This window comes from Pseudomonas haemolytica, assembly GCF_009659625.1.
GTDB classification, from domain to species: Bacteria; Pseudomonadota; Gammaproteobacteria; order Pseudomonadales; family Pseudomonadaceae; genus Aquipseudomonas; species Aquipseudomonas haemolytica.
This window is the reverse complement of the sequence record NZ_VOIW01000005.1, coordinates 451,153-470,830: the sequence shown is the minus strand read 5'-3', so window position 1 is coordinate 470,830 and position 19,678 is coordinate 451,153. Positions and strand designations below refer to the sequence as shown.

14 protein-coding genes and 2 pseudogenes are annotated in these 19,678 nt (G+C 60.0%); 4 read left to right on the top strand and 12 right to left on the bottom strand.

What is annotated here, in order from left to right:
• The first annotated feature begins 77 nt into the window (after window positions 1-77).
• Window positions 78-1,814: a hydrogenase maturation protein gene (locus FRT59_RS18755; RefSeq protein WP_153871983.1), complete on the top strand. Its 1,737-nt coding sequence runs from the start codon at window positions 78-80 to the stop codon at window positions 1,812-1,814.
• 138 nt (window positions 1,815-1,952) lie between these two features.
• Window positions 1,953-2,201 (top strand): CsbD family protein, encoded by a 249-nt coding sequence (locus FRT59_RS18750; protein ID WP_034119567.1) that lies wholly within the window; start codon window positions 1,953-1,955, stop codon window positions 2,199-2,201.
• Between the two features lie 52 nt (window positions 2,202-2,253).
• Here the strand turns inward: FRT59_RS18750 and FRT59_RS18745 are convergent, their stop codons facing one another.
• The 5 genes from FRT59_RS18745 to FRT59_RS18725 all read right to left on the bottom strand — a co-directional run bounded on the left by FRT59_RS18745 (window position 2,254) and on the right by FRT59_RS18725 (window position 10,391).
• Entirely contained in the window at window positions 2,254-3,693 is a 1,440-nt protein-coding gene (locus FRT59_RS18745; RefSeq protein WP_153871982.1) for an efflux transporter outer membrane subunit, read from the bottom strand.
• A gap of 10 nt (window positions 3,694-3,703) precedes the next feature.
• The gene (locus FRT59_RS18740) at window positions 3,704-6,805 is read right to left on the bottom strand and encodes a MexW/MexI family multidrug efflux RND transporter permease subunit (RefSeq protein WP_153871981.1); all 3,102 of its coding nucleotides are present in this window, start codon (window positions 6,803-6,805) and stop codon (window positions 3,704-3,706) included.
• Between the two features lie 18 nt (window positions 6,806-6,823).
• Window positions 6,824-7,939, bottom strand: a complete 1,116-nt coding sequence (locus FRT59_RS18735) for an efflux RND transporter periplasmic adaptor subunit (RefSeq protein WP_153871980.1) — start codon at window positions 7,937-7,939, stop codon at window positions 6,824-6,826.
• Between the two features lie 71 nt (window positions 7,940-8,010).
• Window positions 8,011-9,219, bottom strand: a complete 1,209-nt coding sequence (locus FRT59_RS18730; RefSeq protein WP_153871979.1) for an MFS transporter — start codon at window positions 9,217-9,219, stop codon at window positions 8,011-8,013.
• Between the two features lie 251 nt (window positions 9,220-9,470).
• On the bottom strand, window positions 9,471-10,391 hold the full coding sequence (locus FRT59_RS18725; RefSeq protein ID WP_153871978.1) for an AraC family transcriptional regulator: 921 nt from the start codon (window positions 10,389-10,391) through the stop codon (window positions 9,471-9,473).
• Window positions 10,392-10,629: 238 nt separating this feature from the next.
• On the opposite strand from FRT59_RS18725, the gene FRT59_RS18720 reads away from it, so the two are divergent.
• Entirely contained in the window at window positions 10,630-11,733 is a 1,104-nt protein-coding gene (locus FRT59_RS18720; protein ID WP_153871977.1) for a DmpA family aminopeptidase, read from the top strand.
• A gap of 4 nt (window positions 11,734-11,737) precedes the next feature.
• On the opposite strand, the gene FRT59_RS18715 is transcribed toward FRT59_RS18720, so the two are convergent.
• Window positions 11,738-12,532, bottom strand: a complete 795-nt coding sequence (locus FRT59_RS18715) for a helix-turn-helix transcriptional regulator (RefSeq protein WP_153871976.1) — start codon at window positions 12,530-12,532, stop codon at window positions 11,738-11,740.
• Between the two features lie 112 nt (window positions 12,533-12,644).
• Here FRT59_RS18715 and FRT59_RS18710 point away from each other — a divergent pair.
• A pseudogene (locus FRT59_RS18710) lies at window positions 12,645-13,433 on the top strand (carbon-nitrogen hydrolase family protein); the annotation flags it as partial.
• Between the two features lie 303 nt (window positions 13,434-13,736).
• Here the strand turns inward: FRT59_RS18710 and FRT59_RS18705 are convergent.
• The 6 genes and pseudogenes from FRT59_RS18705 to deoC all read right to left on the bottom strand — a co-directional run bounded on the left by FRT59_RS18705 (window position 13,737) and on the right by deoC (window position 19,650).
• Entirely contained in the window at window positions 13,737-16,076 is a 2,340-nt protein-coding gene (locus FRT59_RS18705; protein ID WP_153872070.1) for a TonB-dependent siderophore receptor, read from the bottom strand.
• Between the two features lie 174 nt (window positions 16,077-16,250).
• Window positions 16,251-17,225, bottom strand: a complete 975-nt coding sequence (locus FRT59_RS18700) for a FecR domain-containing protein (RefSeq protein WP_325167966.1) — start codon at window positions 17,223-17,225, stop codon at window positions 16,251-16,253.
• Complete coding sequence (locus tag FRT59_RS18695) at window positions 17,222-17,743, bottom strand: sigma-70 family RNA polymerase sigma factor (protein ID WP_153871975.1); 522 nt, start codon at window positions 17,741-17,743, stop codon at window positions 17,222-17,224. Before FRT59_RS18695 ends, FRT59_RS18700 begins: the two co-directional genes overlap by 4 nt.
• 224 nt (window positions 17,744-17,967) lie before the next feature.
• Window positions 17,968-18,129, bottom strand: a pseudogene (locus FRT59_RS27445) (site-specific integrase); the annotation flags it as partial.
• 220 nt (window positions 18,130-18,349) lie between these two features.
• Entirely contained in the window at window positions 18,350-18,778 is a 429-nt protein-coding gene (locus FRT59_RS18690) for a hypothetical protein (protein ID WP_198809736.1), read from the bottom strand.
• A 188-nt stretch (window positions 18,779-18,966) separates the two neighbouring features.
• The gene (gene deoC, locus FRT59_RS18685; RefSeq protein WP_153871973.1) at window positions 18,967-19,650 is read right to left on the bottom strand and encodes a deoxyribose-phosphate aldolase; all 684 of its coding nucleotides are present in this window, start codon (window positions 19,648-19,650) and stop codon (window positions 18,967-18,969) included.
• Between the last annotated feature and the right edge of the window lie 28 nt (window positions 19,651-19,678).

The window sequence follows — 19,678 nt, the reverse complement described above, 5'->3', positions numbered from 1 at the left end:
TACCTTGAGCTTCCATCAAAGGCCAGGGACGGCTCAAGGAGCGCCTCCGGCCGCGCATTCTCAAGGAAGAGTCAACCATGCGGTCATTGAAGATCCTATTGTTATCCTCGGCATTCAACGGTTTGACCCAGCGCGCCTGGCTGGATTTGCGCCAGGCGGGTCACGAACCCAGCGTGGTGGTGTTCACGGATGAAGCCACGGTGTGCCGGCAGATCGAGGACTCCGGCGCCGACCTGGTGATCTGCCCCTTTCTGAAGGACCGTGTGCCACAGCAGCTGTGGAGCAACCCGCTGCGCCCGGTGGTGATCATCCATCCGGGCATCGTCGGCGACCGTGGCGCCAGTGCTCTGGACTGGGCCATCACCCTGCAGGCCCGCCGCTGGGGTGTCACGGCCCTGCAGGCGGTGGAGGAAATGGATGCCGGGCCGATCTGGTCCACCTGTGAATTCGACATGCCCGCCGATGTGCGTAAATCCGAGTTGTATAACGGGCCGGTGAGTGACGCCGCGCTCGTTTGCATCCGCGACGTGGTGGAAAAATTCGCCCAGGGCTTTGTGCCGGTTCCGCTCGACTACATACAACCCAGTGTTATCGGGCGTTTGCAGCCGAACATGACCCAGGCCGACCGCACCTTCAGTTGGTTCGATTGCGCAAGCTTCATCAAACGCAGTATCGACGCCGCCGATGGCCAGCCCGGTGTATTGGCAAGCCTGCAGGGCGGGCAGTATTACCTGTATGACGCACACCTGGATTCACGCCAGGGCACGCCGGGGGACATTCTCGCGGTACAGGATGACGCCGTGCTGGTTGCGGCCGGCGATTGCAGCCTGTGGATCGGCTCGCTCAAGCGCAAAGCCCAGCCAGGGGAGGGCACCTTCAAGCTGCCGGCACGGCGTGTGCTGGCTGAGAGCCTGGTCGGCGTGCCGGTGCTCGATAGCTCGATTGCCCGGCAAACGTTCAATGCGCAGGCCTATCAACCGATTCGCTACCGGGAAAGCGGTCAAGTCGGCGAACTGACGTTCGAGTTCTACAACGGCGCCATGAGTACCGAACAATGCCGACGGCTGGTGGCGGCATTGCGCTGGGCCAAGGCCCAAGACACCCAAGTGTTGTTGATCAAGGGCGGGCGCGGCAGCTTTTCCAATGGCGTGCATCTCAACGTCATCCAGGCCGCCAAAGAGCCGGGGCTGGAAGCCTGGGCCAACATCCAGGCCATCGACGATGTGTGCCAGGAGCTGCTCACGGCTACACAGTTGGTGGTCAGCGGCCTGACCGGCAGCGCGGGCGCAGGCGGCGTCATGCTGGCACTGGCTGCCGACATTGTATTGGCCCGGGAGGGTGTCGTGCTCAACCCGCATTACAAAACCATGGGGCTCTATGGCTCAGAATACTGGACCTACAGCCTGCCACGGGCCGTTGGCAGTGAAATCGCGCATAAACTCACCGAAGAGTGCCTGCCAATCAGTGCCATCCAGGCCGAACAATACGGGATGGTTCAGGGCATCGGGCCACGCTGCCCAGACGCATTTGGCCTGTGGCTCTCGCAGCAGGCCGAAGGCGCGCTGACCGATGACAAATACCGGGCAGCACGCACACGTAAAGCCACGCTGGATATTCAAGAGATTGAACGCTGCCGCGAACACGAACTGGCGCAGATGCAGTTGGACATGGTGCACAACCGCCAACAGTTTGCCGAGAAGTGCCGCAACTTCGTGTTCAAGCGCAAAACCTGCCAGAGTCCGCGGCGATTGATGGCGCCGTGGGCATTGATGCATGAGACTGTCCTGCTACAAAGCCGAGTGCTGAACCTGTGATCAGTCGTCATGCAGACAGCTCCTGCGCCTAAACAAGTTTGAACTAACCATAATGCACAACCCCCTAACACTGCGCAGATAGCCCCAAGCTCAGGTCGAACCTGAGCTATCCAATCACATGTTAAGGTCTGGTGAATTATGAAGAGTGAACAAGTAGAAGGTGTTGTAGAAAAGGTCGCCGGTAAAGCGCAGAGCGCCGTTGGGAAACTGCTTGGCGATTCGAAGCTGGAAGCTGAAGGCGCAGGTCGCCAAGCTGCTGGTCAACTGACCCAAGCTTACGGCGACGCATTGGATAGCGTATCTACGTTCGTTAAAGAGAAGCCAGTTGCCGCGATCGCGATCGGTGCAGTGGCTTTGCTGGTGCTGGACCGTCTCCTGCGCCGCTGAGCCGGGAGGGAAAACCTTGAATGGGTTCTCCCGTAACTTTCCCTCGTGCTCCCTAGGGTTGTTTATCTAGAGAGTACGAGGGCGCACGCCAGCCGCCACCCAGTGCCTTATACACCAGCACTACATTGAGATACGACGCAGTTTCAGCCTGTGCCAGCGCATCCTGCGCGTTCAGCTGTGTGCGCTGAGCGTCCAGCTCTACCAGATACGTCGCGCCACCTGCCTCATACCGCGCATATGCCAAGCGCGCTGCGCGTTCACTCTGCGCGGCTGCTTCAGCCAGGCTGCGAACCCTTTGCTGCGACAGGCTATAGGTGGTCAGCGCGCCCTCGGTTTCTTCAATTGCATTCAGCACCACTTGCTCATAACGCGCCCGACTGCCCACTTCTCGCGCCTGGGCTTCGCGCTGCCGGGCCTTGACGCTCGCCAAGTGCAACGCCGGCCAACTGACCGAGGGCATCACGCTGAACGCGCGGCTGCCGCTGTCGCCCAAATCCCCACCGCGCAGGGCTACGAAGCCGAGAAAACCGCCGAGGTCGACCCTTGGGTAAAGCTCGGCGGTCACCGCGCCAATGTCCGCGTTCGAGGCGGCCAAGGCACGTTCGGCGCTGGCGACATCAGGGCGCTGGCGCAGCAAGTCGCTGACCTGGCCAATCGGCAAGCGTGTGACCAGAGCCGGCAAGGTTTCAAGTTCGGTCAACGCTTGCAGGTCGCTGGGCCGCGATCCGGTCAATACGGCGAGTCGATAACGGCTGAGTGCTTGACGGGTTTCCAGACCAGGCAATGTGGCCTGCACCCGTGCGTGCTCGGCCAGGGCGCTGGCCAGTTCGTCAGCGGTGCCGCGTCCGGCATCTACTCGCCCCTGGACCAGTTCGACGGTTTTGTCCTGAATGCGCAGGTTGGCGCGGGCTACTGCCAGTTGGCGTTGTGCGCCACGCATGTCGAAGTAGTGACGCGCCACCTCGGCAGTCACCACGATGCGCGTCTGTGCCAGGTCTGCCGCGACCGCTTCGGCGCGTGCCGAAGACGCTTGCGACAGGCGCTGCAGCCTGCCGAACAAGTCCAGTTCCCACTGGGCATCCAGTCCGGCTTGATAGGTCTTGGCAAGGTTGCGTTCACCGCTCGGGCCGGGGTTGGCCTGGGACAGACTACGGGAATAAGCCCCGCTCGCGGTCACCGTGGGCAGTTGGTCCAGCTGACGCTGGTTTAGCACCGCACGCGCCTCCAGCAACCGGGCCTGGGCGATGCGCAGGTCGTGGTTGCGCGCCAGCGCTTGATCGATCAACGCATCCAGTTGCGGGTCCTGGAACTGTCGCCACCAGTCCTGTTGCAGGCGTGTGTTGCTATACAACGCCGCGTCGGGACGTTGAGTCAGTTGTACCGCAGGCTCGTTGCTGGCCCGGTAGTCCGGGCCGACGGTGCAGCCGCTTATCCAGGCCAAGCAGGCCAGCAGCGCCAGCGGGCGAAGCACGAAGGTATTGAAGGGATGCATGTGTGTCTCCTTACACCGGATGGGCCGTGGCGGCGTCGGCTGCATCGGCAGCGGCCAGCGCACGGGCGCGGGGTGTGGTGGCCGCCATACGATGGTCGACGGCAATGAACGAATACATGGTCGGTAAAACCAGCAAGGTAAACAGCGTGCCCACCAACATGCCGACGACGATCACCAGGCCCAGGTCATAGCGGCTATGGGCACCAGCACCGGACGCAAACAGTAGGGGAATCAAGCCCGCCACCATCGCCGCCGTGGTCATCAGGATCGGCCGCAGGCGCATCTTCGCCGAATGCAAAATCGCCTCGCGACGATCCAGGCCTTGCTTGACCTGCATTTCATTGGCGAACTCCACCATCAGGATGCCGTGCTTGCTGATCAGGCCGATCAGCGTCACCAGGCCGATCTGCGTGTAGATATTGATGGTCGCCATGCCCAGGGCTAACGGAATCAGGGCACCGCAAATCGACATCGGCACGCTGATCAGGATGATCAACGGGTCGCGCAGGCTTTCATACTGCGCGGCGAGTACCAGGTAGATCACGATGATCGCGAACAGGAACGCCATGACCAGCGCGCCGCTTTCCTGATGATACTGGCGCGCATCCGAAAGCCAGTCGTAGGTGAAGCCGGGAGGGAGGAGTTTGGCTCGCGCTTCGAGGAACGTCACCGCGTCGCCCATGGCCACGCCCGGGGCAGGAATCGCCTGGAAGATCGCCGAGTTGAGTTGGTCGAACTGGGTCAGTTGATTGGGCTCGACGCCTGTCGAAACGCTGACCAGGTTGGAAAGCGGTACTTGCCCGCCCGTGGCGCTGGTCACATAAAAACGTGACAACGCTTCGGGCGTCAGCCGCTCGCCGCGCAAACTCTGCGGGATCACATCGTAGGAGCGGCCGTCCATGGCAAAGCGGTTGACGTAGTTTTCGCCCACCAGCACCGCCAGGGTGTCACCCAGGTCCTTCATGGTCACGCCCAGGCTGTTGGCCTTGGTGCGGTCGACTTTGATCTTGATCACCGAGTTGTTGTAGTCCAGGTCGCTGTCCACCACCATGAACAGGCCGCTTGCGCGTGCGGCGTGCTTGAGTGCTTCCATCGCTTCATAGACCACGCTGTAGTCGCCGGCACTTTTGATCACCATCTGCACCGGCAAGCCACCGGTAGATCCGGGCAAAGACGGCAGTTGGAAGGCAAAGACATTGCTGCCCTCGATGGTGTTGGCGCGGTTTTGCATGTCGCCCTGAATCTGGTCGGCATTGCGCTTGCGCTGTTCCCAGTCGACGAAATTGACCCCGCCGATGCTGTTGGATACGCCATTGCTGCCATTGATCAGCCACAGGTTGCTCTGTTCCGGCAAGGTCACCATGACGTCGTTCCATTGTTTGCCGAACTTCTCGACGTAGTCGATGTTGGCGTTCTGTGGTGACTTGATGGCCGTCAGGACGGTGGACTGGTCTTCGGTCGGCGCCAGTTCGGTCTGGGCACGGCTGTACAGCCACGGCACGCTGATCAGTACGATGATCGCAATCGTGAACGTGACCCAACGGTGATGCAGCGACAGATCCAACACGCGGCCATAAGCGCTGCCGAGGCGATGGAAGAAGCTCTCGGCCTTGCGCGCCATCCAGCCTTCGTTCATCTGGCTGTTGAGCAGCAGTGAGCTCATGACCGGCGACAGCGTCAGCGCGATAATGCCGGAGACCACCACCGAGCCGGCCAGGGTAAAGGCGAACTCCTTGAACAGCGACCCGGTCAGCCCGCCCATCAGGCCAATGGGCGCATACACCGCAGCCAGTGTCAGGGTCATCGCAATCACGGGCGCCGCCACTTCGCGTGCACCCAATAGCGCGGCGTGGGTGGGTGACTTGCCTTCTTCGATATGACGGTGGACGTTCTCCACCACAATGATCGCGTCATCCACCACCAAGCCGATGGCCAATACCATGGCCAACAGGGTCAGCAAGTTGATGCTGAACCCGAACATCGACATGAAAGCGGCCGCGCCCAGCATCGACAGGGGAATGGTCACCACCGGAATAATCACCGCCCGCGCCGAACCCAGGCTCAAGAAAATCACCAGCACCACAATGGCGATGGCTTCGCCCAGCGTGCCAACCACTTCATCGATCGATGCGCTGATAAAGCGCGCCAACTCAAACGGCACGGCGACTTTTACGTCCGGCGGCAGGTTAGCGCGGATCCCCGGCAGCAGTTCGTTGAGCTTCTTGACGATCACCAGTGGGTTGGCATTGGGCGCAGCATTCAAGCCGAAAAACACTGCCTGCACGCCGTCCATGGTGGCGCTGGTGTCGGTGGACGCCGCGCCCAGTTCCACGGTGGCGATATCGTTCAGGTGCACCACACCGGCAGCGCTGGACTTGACCACCAACTGGCGAAACTCGGCGACATCCACCAGATCGGTGTTGATCTGGATATCCGATACCACATACAAACCCTTGGCCTGGCCAGGCGCGGCCTGCACGTTGTTATTCAACAACGCCTGGGCCACGTCGCTGCCGGAAATGCCATGGGCGGCCATGCGATTGGCATCCAGCCAGATGCGCATAGCCATTTTCTGCCCGCCGTTGAGGTCGATGCTGCCAACCCCTTCAATGGACGACAACTGCGGTTGAACCACGCGCTGCAAGTAGTCTGAGAGGGCCGCCGTTGACAGGGTTGGGCTGGAAAAACCGACGTAGGCCACCGCGGTGGCTTCGCCGGAGGATTTCACGATGACGGGGTCGTAGGCTTGCTCCGGCAAGCGGTATTTGACCTCGTTGACCTTGGCCATCACCTGAGTCATGGCCTTGTTGGAGTCGGCGTTGAGCTTCATGCGCACGGTGATTACGCTTTTGCCCTGGGTCGACGTCGAGCTCATGTAGTCGACGTCTTCCACGGTGGCGACAGATTGCGCGATGGCCTGGGTGACGAAGCCTTGCATCAGTTGCGGCGAAGCACCGGGGTATTGCGTGGTGATGGTCAGCGTCGAGCTTTCCGTCAGGGGGTACTGACGAATCGGCAGGTTGTTTATGGCCAGCAGCCCCATTAACAAAATCAGGGTGCTGACCACCAGCGCCAACACCGGGCGCCGTACGAACAAGTCAGTGAATTTCATGTTGAGTTCCTTGGTGTATCAGCGGTTCGGTGCCTGATCGAGCGCGAGGGTGTCGTGGGACGCGACCTGTACCGATGCACCGCTGCGCAGGCGCAGTTGTCCGGAGGTGACCACGCGCTCACCGGCTTTCACGCCGTCGAGCAATACGACTCGACCCGCCCAGCGTTCACCGGTCTTCACGTAGACCTGGCGCACCGTGCTGGTCAGTTGGGTGTCGGCGCCCTCGAGCACGTAAACGAAGTCACCGTAGGCGCTGTAGCTCACGGCCGTTTCAGGCACGCTGATAACGTCGTGTTTGTCCGGCAGGCGGACTTCACCACGGGCGTACATGCCTGGTGTCAACAGGTTGTCCGGATTTGGCAGCGTGGCCTGGACCAGCACCGTACGGGTGCCCGGGTCGATGCGCGGCTCAAGGGAGCTGACCCGGCCTTTGAACACGCGTTGCGGGTGTGCATCGACACTCACGTTCATTTCCTGGCCGGGTTTAAGCTGCGCTAATGCACGTTCGGGCAAGGTGATATTGGCGTACAGCGTCTGCGCGTCGGTCAGCGACACCATCGCATCGCCGGCCTGCACAAACTGGCCCAGGTTGACCTTGCGCACGCCCAGCACGCCAGTGAAAGGGGCCTTGATGCGTTTCTGATCGATCAGCGCCTTGACCCGCATTATTTCGCCCAGCGCCTGGGAATAGGTGGACTGCACTTGGTCCAGTTCCTCCTGCGTGGCGGCCTGCTGCGGCAGCAGGCGCTGCGTGCGTTGCAGTTGGGTCTTGGCGTTGGTGGCCTGGGCCTGCAGCCGGGTCAACTCGCCTTGTTCCGGCGCGTCGTTGAGCTGTACCAGGGTTTGCCCGGCGTTTACCCGCTCGCCGGGTTGGAAGTGAATGGCACGCACCAGGCCTCCGGTTTCGGCGGTGACCATCACTTGCCGGGTGGCTTCCAGTTCGCCGATGCCTGCCAATAGGTAGGGCATATCGGCCTGGGTCGCGGTGGCGACGGCCACCTGAATGGCCGGTACCGCTGCGGCCGGCGCCACTTCGGTAGGTCGAGCGGAGGTGGACTGCCGGTACAGGCCGACGGCGCCGCCAATGGCGAGCACTGCGGCAATCGTGACGCACACTGTGAGTTTTTTATTCATGATTCCGGTACTAACGTAAGACAACAAATTAAGAGCCCGAAGGGCTCAACGATGGCGAGCATTCAACGCGGTTATGGATGCGCGTGAGGCAGTCGGACCCATGTGGCGAGCACCGCCAGTACGGCACCGAGCCCCAGAAAAAAGATCAAGGCGGCGAGGACGCTCGGGGCAAGCCCAATCGAGTCCACCAGCAGCCCAAGCGGAATGGGCACCGCGTTGAACAGGTAGATCGTCATATAGAAATACGCCACCAACTTGGCGTGGCAGCTGGCAGGTGCCAGTTGATTGATCAGTCGCGCACTGCCGACAAAAATGGCGCCATAGGCATAGCCACCGATTACCAGAGCCAGCGCGGCGAGCGTCAGCGAATGGATCGAGAAGGCCGTCAGCAGGAGCAGGAAGGCTGCACACTGGGCAACCAATCCCGAACGCAACGCACGCGCTGCATCCAGGCGTTTGCAATACAGCTGGCTGGCGCCGGCAATCAGTAGGTAAATGGCCATGCTGTAGCCAAAGATTCCGCGATCACTCAGGCCCAGTTGCTGTTCGGCAGCGCTGGGGCCGATCACGAAGATGCAGGCCGTGAACGACCAGCTGAAAAACACCGACCACGCACACAAGTGGAAAGGCCGACCGATACCGCGCAAACCTTCACGTAACGACGCCTGTTCGTGGCGCACGCGGGTGTGCGCCTGGATCGCGTTGCGCGGCCAGAGCATTAATACGCCGAGGGCGGCGACAGTCACCAGGGCCATGATCAACCAGAAGGGCAGGCTGGCCGGGTACAGGTTCAGTTGCAACGCGGCGCCGCTGAGCACTGGGCCGAGAGCCAGTCCTATGATCATTGCCAATGTGGCCAGCGTCGCCGCCAGCTTGCCGTTGTCGAGTGGGCCGAACCTGACCAGCGTCACGTTCACCGCGGTGGTCATGATCCCCGCACCGAGCCCGGAAATGGCACGGGCTGCACACAGGGCCCACAGCGAATCACATGCAGCGCACAGCCAGGCGCCGATCAGCACCAGCACAATGGCAGCAAGCAGCAGAAAACGCTGGTCTTTGACATGGCCGGCGATGCGCGCCAGGGTCATCAAAGCCAGCAAAACACCGGCACCATAGGCACCGAATATAAACGTCAAGTCCACGGCATTGAGCCGCAGATGGTCTTGGTAAAACGGGTACAGCGGCGTCGGTGCGCTGCTGTTCATGAGCGCTGCGGTGAGCGACAGCGCAAGAAAAAACAACAGGCCTTTTGAGCTGTGTTGAGTGATATCGACGGACATGAGTCTCCCAGCCCAGCGCTCAGGGCTTTTGCCGAGTGAATGTTTGCAAGAGGGATGTTGATGGGTTTTCGTGGGCTTGGCCCATTGGCAAATGATACGGGCCAGGGCGATTGGCACCCATGCCCGAAACCCCAGGCTTTATTCGTCATCGTCCAGGGATGGGGATAAGCGGCGTCGGCGAGATGATCGGAGGAAGTAATGGATGCAAGCTGGATTACCGGTGAAACCCTGATAATCGGCGGCGGCCTGCATTAAGCCTGGGCGGTGTGCTCGCGCACATAGTGGCGGGGCGACTGCGACATGACGCGTTTGAACGCCGTGCTGAATGCGCTCTCGGACTCATAGCCCAATGAAAACGCGATGGTGGACACGGCGTCATCGGAGTTTTTCAACCGGTCGCTGGCCAGCAACATACGCCAGTGCGTCAGGTACTCCATCGGTGCCGCGCCGACCACCTGCTTGAAGCGCAACGCGAATGCCGAGCGCGACATGGTTGCCAGCTGCGCCAGTTCCTGGACGCTCCAGCGATGGGCCGGGTCAGCATGGATTGCGCTCAGGGCGACGCTGAGGTTGCGGTCGGCCAAGCCGTAAAACCAACCGATGCCAGTGCTGTCCAGGGTCGCCAGGTGGGTCCGCAGGACTTCGACCAGCATCAGGTGCGCCAAGTGCTCATTCATCAGCGACCTACCGGGGCGCTTCTGTTGCAGCTCCGAAGTAAACCGCTCCAGCGCCCAGCGCAGGAGCGATGCCTGCGGATCATTGGCGTGCACGTGAACCAGTGAGGGCAGGCTGCTGAGCAACAACTGGGTGGGGACACCGCTGAAGTCAAAGCGGCCACCGACCAACTGGATGTCGTCGCCGCCGTAATGCAGGGCCAATTCGTCCGCCGCCAGGGTTTGAAAGTGACCGTCGGAGTCCATCACCGGTTGGGACATATCGCTGTACAGAGAAAAAGGCATGCCGCGGGTCATGAGAAAACAATCGCCCTGTTGCAGGCGCTGCGGCTGCTGTTCGCCCTCCACTTGCAGCCAGCAGCTGCCCTTGACCACCGCCGTGAACTTGATGCCTTCGCGCTCGGGAAAGGTGAAGGCCCAATCGCCGCCCAAGGAGAGTGTGGCGGAGTGGTAATTACGGACTCTCAACAATGAGAGGACGTCGGACAGAGGATCCATGCATCACCTGGCTGGACGGAAAATAAAGTAATCAGCAGTTTATACCAGAGATCATCCATATTTCACGCTTAAATAGGCGCTTTACCTGCCAGCGGCATCAGGCACCAGGACCCACTCGCCATCGTCGCAGCGACAGCTGGCTAACGTCCCTGGGGTAACAACAGGGGGTTATCGCCAATGGCCAGCCTCCAACCTAGACTCCCTGCACATTCTTCACTCGACTAATGAGAGTTAAAACATGCGCTTACGAGACCTTGGCATCACAATCGGTTCAGGCACACCTGGGGCGTTCAACGCCATCACCGACGTGCCTGGCGTACGCGTCGGCCACCACACCCTCAATGCTGAAAGCGCTGATGGCTCGATGCATACCGGTGTGACCATTATCGAGCCGCGTCCGGTTGCGGCGCATTTGGCGCCGTGTTTTGCGGGCGTTCACGTATTGAACGGCAACGGTGACGCCACAGGCCTGGAATGGATTCGCGAGGCAGGGCTGCTGACCACGCCGATCGCCTACACCAACACTCACAGTGTCGGTGTGGTGCGTGATGCGTTGGTGGCCGCCGAGCGTGAGATGGGCAAGCAGCACACCTACTGGTGCATGCCGGTGGTGCTCGAAACCTACGACGGCATCCTCAGCGATATCTGGGACCAACACGTCAGTACCGAACATGTTCAGGCCGCCCTGGAAGATGCCCGCAGCGGCCCGGTGCAGGAAGGTTGCGTCGGCGGCGGCACTGGCATGATCTGCCATGAGTTCAAAGGCGGCATTGGCACCTCATCGCGGGTACTGAGCAGCGAGGAGGGCGGTTGGACCGTCGGTGCACTGGTGCAGGCCAACTATGGTGTACGCGATGCTTTACGCGTTGCAGGTTACCCCGCGGGCAGTGTGTTGAAAGACATTCCTTCGCCTTACGACGGCCCGGTGAACGTCGGTGTGCCTGGCATGGGTTCCATCGTGATCACTATCGCTACTGATGCACCGTTGTTGCCTCACCAGTGCACGCGCCTGGCCCAGCGAGCGAGCATCGGATTGGCGCGGGTCGGCGGCGGCACGGAAGACGACAGTGGGGATATTTTCATTGCGTTCTCGGTCGGCAATAGCGGCCTGCCGGTTGCCAACCTGGGGCATCCCGGCCCGGCGACGACGCCATTGAAAATGGTCAACAACGACTACATGACGGCCTTGTTCGTGGCCGCCGCAGATGCTGTCGAAGAAGCGATCCTCAACGCGATGTTGGCCGCCAACGACGTGCAAGGTCGCGGCAGAAAAGCCCTGGCACTCAAGCCTGAGCAGTTGTTGGCGGCGATGGCGAAAGTCGGTTGGGCACCCCAGCCTTGAAGGCCTAGTCCTGAGCCTGAAGAAACAACAGGAATAGCTCAGACTGAGACTTGATCCCCAACTTGTTGTACAGGTGCCGACGATGCACCTTCACAGTCTCGGCCGAGATCGCCAGCTTGCGCGCGATCTCTTTATTCGAGCAGCCACTGAGCATTAACTGAGCGACCTCTGCTTCGCGGGTCGACAACGCGGCGCTGATTTGCAGCGCGGGTGACTGCAGGCGCTCCTGCCAGTCCGGTGCCGGCTCCGGTGTGCGCTTGATTTCCTGTTCAAACACACAACGCTGGCGCATCAACCCGGCCACCCATGGTTGGATCAGCCGCAGTAAGGCGACTTGCTCCTGGCTGAATCGGCAGTGGCTGCCCAGTGAAAGGCTCAGGGTCCGATCAAGGTCCAGTTGTACGTTTATATGGATCTCGTCGGCTACCACGTTCAGGCGAAAGTAGCGTTGGTAATAATCGGTCTGCTCAAAACATTCGGGAGCGACATCATCGAGTTGGAACAGGCCACTTTTGGGCGACTCCCGATTGGCCAGGTAAAAGGGATCAAGCAGGTAGAGCCCCTTGAGGTAGTCCTGGAACAGCGAATCGCTGCCGCCATCTTCATCTTGGGATTCAGCCAGCACCTGGGGCCTGCCGGCGCCGAAAATCAGCACCACCCAGTTGTCCATCGGCACATATCGGCCAAGCAGGCGGGCCATTGATCGCCAGAAATGCGGGCGGTCCAGGGTCTCGATCAACCGGCCGACCGCGTCATGCCACGCCACATCCTGCAGCGTCAGATTCGTTTCACTACCCATTCGGGGGTACCCCATCGAAGTGATTTTTTGCCCCGTGGGTACCGCCCATACTTGTTTCAGGCCGGCGTACACACGGTGTCAGCACGGCCTCAACTATACGCAAGGATCAGCCATGAAGATTGAACTCATGCAGTTAGCCGGTCGCGATGGCGATACCGCTTATAACTTGAGGCGCGCCTTAGAAGCCATCGCCCACTGCGACGCAGACACCGACCTGCTGGTCTTCCCTGAAACCCATTTGATGGGCTTCGTCGCCGGCGAGCAGTTGGCGCAGGTTGCAGAAACCCTTGAAGGCCCGTCGCTGCAAGCGGTGCAACAGGCAGTACGCGAACGCAGTGTTGCGGTGGTCATCGGCCTGGTCGAGACCGACGCGGGCGTCTTCTACAACACTTCAGTATTGATCACACCTGATGGGCTTTCATTGGCTTACCGCAAGACCCACCTGTGGCCATCAGAGCGGGGCGACATCACGCCCGGCGACCGTTTCGGCACTGTCGTTTTCAAAGGTGTGCGTATCGGCATTCTGATCTGCTACGACATCGAACTGCCGGAAACTGCACGTGCACTCGCCCAGTTGGGTGCCGAACTGGTCATCGTCACCAACGGCAACATGGACCCTTACGGCCCGGTGCACCGCACCGCGATCATGGCTCGGGCCCAGGAAAACCAAGTGTTTGCGGTGATGGTCAATCGCGTGGGGCAGGGCGATGACGGCCTGGTGTTTGCCGGCGGCAGCGCCGTGATCGACCCGTTCGGCCGTGTGCTGTTCGAGGCCGGGCGCGAGGAAACACGGCAAACCATCAACCTGGACTTGACGCAAGTCCACGCTGCCCGCGTGGATTATCACTACCTCAATGACCGCCGCCTGACGCTCCCCGGTGAAACCGTGGAACACGCCGACATCGACTATATGCTACGCCCGGAAGTGATCGCGCAGTCTTCCAACTACCTCAGTTACGCCAACGCCAATAAGGATGCCCGCAGCTTGGTGGATGAAAAGGTCAGGGAGAATCCCGGTGTCTATCCTTCCAAAGCGGTGCTGGATACGCTGTTTCCTTTAGAGCCGTTGCCGCTGAAGTTGGAGCGGGTGCGTACGCGGGTTTGGAGTAAGGTCAAAAGTGGCACTTGAGGCAACGGCAAGTAATGTTCATGTGGGTGATGCAGGCATGCAGCGCTGCATCCACCCATTGAAACCCACCCGATGTCAGAAGGTGTACTTGAAACTGGTCATGACGTTGCGCGGGGCACCGTAGACACCGTACAGGCCGGACTGGCTGTAGTACTCGCGGTCGAACAGGTTGTTCAGGTTCACCGACGCACTTAGGTTGTGGCTGATGTCGTACCGCGCCAACAGGTTGGTGACTGCATAGCTGCCCTGGCTGAAGGTGTGCAGGTCGGCGCCCACTTTGCTCTGCCAGTTTACGCCGCCGCCCACCGTGATTTTGTCCAGTGGCCCTTGCAAGCGGTAGGTGGTGAACGTCTTGAGGCTATTGCGTGGCAGGTTGGTGCTGATGCGCTGGTCGTCGGCATCGGTGGTCACCGAGTAAGCATACCCGGCAGATGCTTGCCAGCCCTCGGCCAGTTCGCCGTTCAGCTCCAGTTCGATACCTTTGGAAGTGGTGTCCTGCTCGGAGCTGTAGACGTTATCGTGTTGCCAGATCGCCAGGTTGTCCTGCTCCAGTTTGAACAGCGCCAGACTGGAATTGAGCCTGCCGTCCAGATGCGTGCCCTTGATGCCGATCTCATAGCCTTTGCCTTCCATTGGGTCCAGAGGCTTGTTGTGTTCGTCGGTCACCCATGACGCTTGCGGGTTGAAGATCTTGGTGTAGCTGGCGTACACCGACCAAGTGTCGTTGAGGTCATAGACCACGCCAGCGTAGGGAATGAACACTCCGTTTTCTTCCCGATTTACCTCAGTTTCTTCACCACCGTAAGGTCGGTCCGAGGTGTCGCGCTTCCAATTGATCACGCGGCTGCCGAGGATCAGGCTCAGATCATCCGTGACGCTGAATCGCGAGGTCAGGTAAGCGGCGTATTGGTGTTCGTCGATCGACGACTTGCCGCTTTCGGTTAATTCCGGTTTGGCAGAGTTACCCTCCCAGTTGTACAGGTTGTCGATGGCGCCCGCCGGCGACCCGGCGTAGTCGTAACGCCAGCCACCCCAGCCCGGTACGTTCTCTTTGTACTTGGACAAAGTCATGCCGGTGATCAGTTCGTGCTCTCGCCCGAACAGGCCGAACGGGCCGGTGACGTAGAGGTCGAGGTTGTCCTGGCGCGGTGTGCCGGAGAAGCGCACCGGCAACTGCGAAAGACCGCTGCCATCTTTGTTGAGATCGCCCATGGCGAAGTTGAACAGCTCGTCAAATTGGTTTTCGGCGTGGGTGAGTTCGATTTTTCCGCTCCAGCCATTGCCCAGTTGCTGCTCGATGGAGGTGAAGAAACTGGTCTGCTCGTGATCGTTATACGACCAGTCCGGTGCGGCGTTGATCGAGCGTTTGAGGCTGGTGCGCTCACCGGTGCTGAAGCGGGTCGGCAGGCCGGAGCGCAGCGGCGAGTTGACATCGGTGCGCTGATAGCTGAAGCCCATGGTCAGCAACGTGTCTTCGGTCAGGTCGAACTCGGTGATGCCGTAGATCAGTTGCGATTGCAGGTTATAGCGGTCGATCCAGGCTTTTTCGGTTTTGTAGTCGGCGACGAATCGCCCGCGGACATTGCCCGTTTCGGTCAGCGGCCCGGATACGTCGAAACCGGTGCCATAGCGATCCCAGTTGCCGGCCTCACCGGTCACGCTGGCCTGGGCTTCGGCGGTGGGGCGTTTGCGGATCAGGTTGATGGTCGCGCTCGGGTTGCCCATGCCGCTGATCAAACCGGTGGCACCACGCACGATTTCGATACGATCGTACATCGCCATGCTTTGCGCATAGTTATCGAGGCGGGTGTTGGTGGGAACGCCATCGATCTCATAGTTCTGAATCGCAAAGCCGCGCGACCAGTAGGCGTCAGTCTCCGACCCCAGGCCATCGCGCACGACCGTGATGCCGGGCGTGGCTTCCATGGCATCGGTGAGGTTGGTCAGGCGCTGGTCGTCCAGACGTTGGCGAGTCATGACCGTCAGCGATTGCGGGGTTTCCCGCGGGGTGAGGTTCAGGCGTGTCGAGCTACTGGACGAGTAGGTGGTGTAGAGTCCGGTGCCTTCGGTGGTCGAACCCGGTGCCTTGCCGGAAATCGACACTGCACCCAGTTGCAAGGTATCGCCCGTACTGGCTTGCAGTGAGTAGTTGTCATTGCTGCCGCGACTGCTCTCAATGCCGGTTCCGGCGAGCAGGATCGCCAGGCCTTGGTCCGCATCGTAACGCCCCTTGAGTCCAGACGTGGTTCGCCCTTCGGTCAATGAGGCGGGATAGGACAGCAGGATGTGTGCAGTCTGGCCAAAGCGGCTCAATGCCGTTGCGAGCGGCCCGGCGGGGATGTCGAAGTCCTGCTGCGTCTGCTCGGCGGCGGCAGCCCAATTCGGCAACATCAGCATCGGAGTGGTTGCAGTCATGCAGGCGATGCCTTGCACCACTGCGCCAGCGAGGTTTTGCTTGAGTGAAAAGTGCCAGCCCTGGCGTTTGCGTGCGGTGAAGTCCACGAGTTGTTCCCCATTGAATTGAGTGTCTGGGGTTTAAGTCTCGCGAGAATCGAAAACGGACCACCCAAGCGCAAAATAATGTGAGCGTCAGGCCATTCGGGGTTTGAGCGTGACCCAGTAGCGGGTGAATTGCTGGACGTCGAGTTGCAGGGTGTCGGCAACGGCAAGGATGATTCGCTCGGTATTGGCCAAGGGGAATGTCCCGGAAACCCGGATATCCGCAATCGCCGGATCGCAAGCCAGATGCCCGCGTCGGTAGCGGCTCACGTCCTCGAGGAAATCTGCCAGACGCAGGCCTTGGGCAACCAGCATGCCTTGGGTCCACGCAGGGGCAGTCAGCGCGACGGTTTGCCGGAGCATCAGGCCCTGATCATTGAAGCTGACCTGCTCGCCAGCTTTCAGCGCAACCGGCGCTCGGCGTTGCAGGGGAGGGCTGATCACCAGCGTGCCCTGATAAACGCTCACCTGAGTGAACCCCGCACGCTGCCGGACGCTGAACCGCGCCAACGTCGCTTCGAGTCGTCCGTCAGCGGTATCGATTGACAGCAGTCGGCCATCGGCAATGTTGTCGCGCGTGATCAGCATCTCGCCACGCAGCAGTTTGACACGATGGCTCTCGCGCTCGAACACCACGTTGATGGCGCTGTCGGTGTTGAGTTGCACCTGTGTGTTGTCGGGGAGCCCGATGCGGCGTTGCTCGCCGATCCGAGTGTGGTAATCGGCGGTCATGTCTTGCAGCAGAGTGGTGTCTTTCAAACTCCAGGCACCTGCGCCAGCAGCCAGTAGTACGCTGAGTTGCTTCATGGCCGCGCGCCGTGACAGCGTCGGCCGCAGCGTTGCCTGGGCCAGCGCACGTTGGCCCGGGCTGCGGACCTCACTCAAGCGTTGGGTGAAAACCTCGGCCCGCTGCCAGGCGCGTTCGTGCAAAGGATGCGCCTGACGCCAGTTCATCCAGGCAGCTCGAGTCGCTTCGCTGACGTCGTGCTCCTGAAGCTCCAGGTACCAATGCATGGCCTGCTCGGCCATGTCCCCGGAAATCGAGGGCCTGTCGTTGTCGTTCACAGCAGGTCCAGGCTGTCATCGAGCATGATGCACATCGCCCCGGCCTTGACGATGTAACGCTTGACCGTGGTGATCGACACGTCGAGTCGCTCGGCGATTTCGCCGTGGCTCAAACCGTCAACCTGGGACCAGAGAAACGCTTCGCGCACCGGACGCTCCAGACCTTCCAGGGCGGCATCCAGGGCAATCAGGGTTTCCAGCAAAATCGCCTGGGTTTCCAGGCTCGGTGCCACTTGCTCTGGCATCGCAGCGAGCGCCTCAACGTAAGCGCGTTCGAGTTTTTGCCGACGGTAATGATTGGACAGAACGCTCTGTGCCACTTTCGCCAGGAAGGTACGTGGGGCGTGCAATTGCGGAACCTGCTCCTTGGCCAGCAGGCGCATGAATGTGTCCTGCGCCAGGTCTGCCGCGCTTTGCGAGCAGTTCAGCCGGCGCCTTAGCCAGTTCTGCAGCCAGCTGTGCTGTTGGCGGTAAAGCACGGCCACATCGCAGGAGCTCGGTTCGGAATTTGAGAGCATGGTGTGCAGGCGCCGGATGAGTAATTATCACAAATGATAATACTTATCATATATATCGGCGGGGCTAGGCTGCAAGGAGTGTGTACGGGGATTTTCGAACTCGGCGTTGCCACTGCCGACAGATGAGGGTGACAGCGGCGAGAGGCAGCGTTACTCGATGCGCTCAGGGCAAATGAGAGGCCGCAAAATCGGCTTCCATAGCACCTGGTTTAACAGAGTCGGTCGATCGCGCTCAGATGCGCCGTAGCTGTGTTGTAAGCGCGCTGTCTGAATTTAAGTTGGACGTAGATGAACGGAATGAGTATGGGCAACGGCGTCGCATCACCAGCTTGTACAAGCAGCGGTAGCCGTTGACCTGAAGAGAACCTGCACTGAATCAGCTTCATCGACAGCCACCTCATTTTACGTGGCTTATGAACATATCTGACATAGCACCTGGTTTAACATAATATACATTATGCGAACAGTCCTATACGGGCCTGAGGGGCTCTGGAGGCTGCTTTTCACTAAGCAACCTAGAACCACCGCGCGCCAGATTCAAAAGCAGCCATTGTCGCCCTCATTGACCTCCCTTCGTTTGAGCTTTGGGCCATCGGGCGTTTACCGCTATTCCGCACACCGTTCGCCAACACTGTGGTGAAATCGATAACGCTGCCCGTCGTAACGCAGTACTGGGAAACAAATGCCCGGGCCGCCGACCTCGACATCAGGCCAACCATTATTGCCTTTGCTAGCTAGAAACTGAGCGAAGCCGCTTTCTTTGAGCATGAGTTTCCAGTGACCGTCAGACTGCTGACTGACTAGATAAAATCCAGTGCCCGCTTGCCCATAACAGTCAGTGCTGCCTTCGGTAATCAACGCATCCGGCCGGCCGTCACCGTTCAGATCCTCAACCAGCTCCATGGTTGCCGGCGTGTAGCTACCTGTTGTCTCGATTTCGCATTCCGACGTCTGTTGGTTAAATCCAGCAGCGCGGAATGCTTTTAACTGCTCGCTACGCGGTAGTTCATCCGCCAGCGCCGTAGCACTGGTCACCAAACATGCCACCCACAGACCTGACGCAAGCCTTCCCTGCATATAGACCGTCCCTTTATGATGCCAAATGTGGAGTATCGCGCATGCACTCACACTAGCGTAAAGGATGAGTCAGCTCTGCTCTTGCGGTATAACCTATTGATATAACTAAACTAAATGACTATTTAGTTGAGTTATATCAAGGGGCCTCAGTAACCACTCGCCGCTGTCACCGCTCCACCCACGATCGCGACCCCCGAACTGCTGCCCAAGCGTGTAGCCCCAGCCTCAATCATCTTCACCGCCGTTGGATAATCACGCACGCCACCTGAGGCTTTGACCCCAACGCCGTTGCCCACGGTTTTGCGCATCAGTGCAACGTCTTCCAGCGTGGCGCCACTTCGGCTGAACCCTGTGGATGTCTTGACGAATGCCACGCCCAAGTCTCGGCAGATTTCGCACGCCTGGACTTTTTGTTCGTCGTTGAGCAGGCAGGTTTCCAGGATGACCTTCAGCGGTACAGGGCCGCAGGCTGTGTGCACCATGGCGATGTCGTCGCGTACCGCCTCGAGCAGGCCCTCTTTCAACCAGCCGATATTGAGCACCATGTCGATCTCCCCTGCCCCGGCGGCAATCGCTCGTTCGGCTTCAAACGCCTTGGTCTCGCTCAGGCCGGCGCCCAATGGGAAGCCCACCACGGCACAAATCACCACGCTATCGTCAGTCAGGCATGAGGCGGCGTAAGGCACCTGCGCTGAGTTCAGGCACACCGAATAAAAGCCGTGTTCCTGGGCTTCTTCGCACAACGTGCGAATCTGTTCACGGGAGGCGTCAGGCGCCAGCAAGGTGTGATCGATGTACTTGGCCAATGCTGCGGGTTGAAGCGTATTCATTTAACGTGCCCTTGCCTGTATGTTGCCA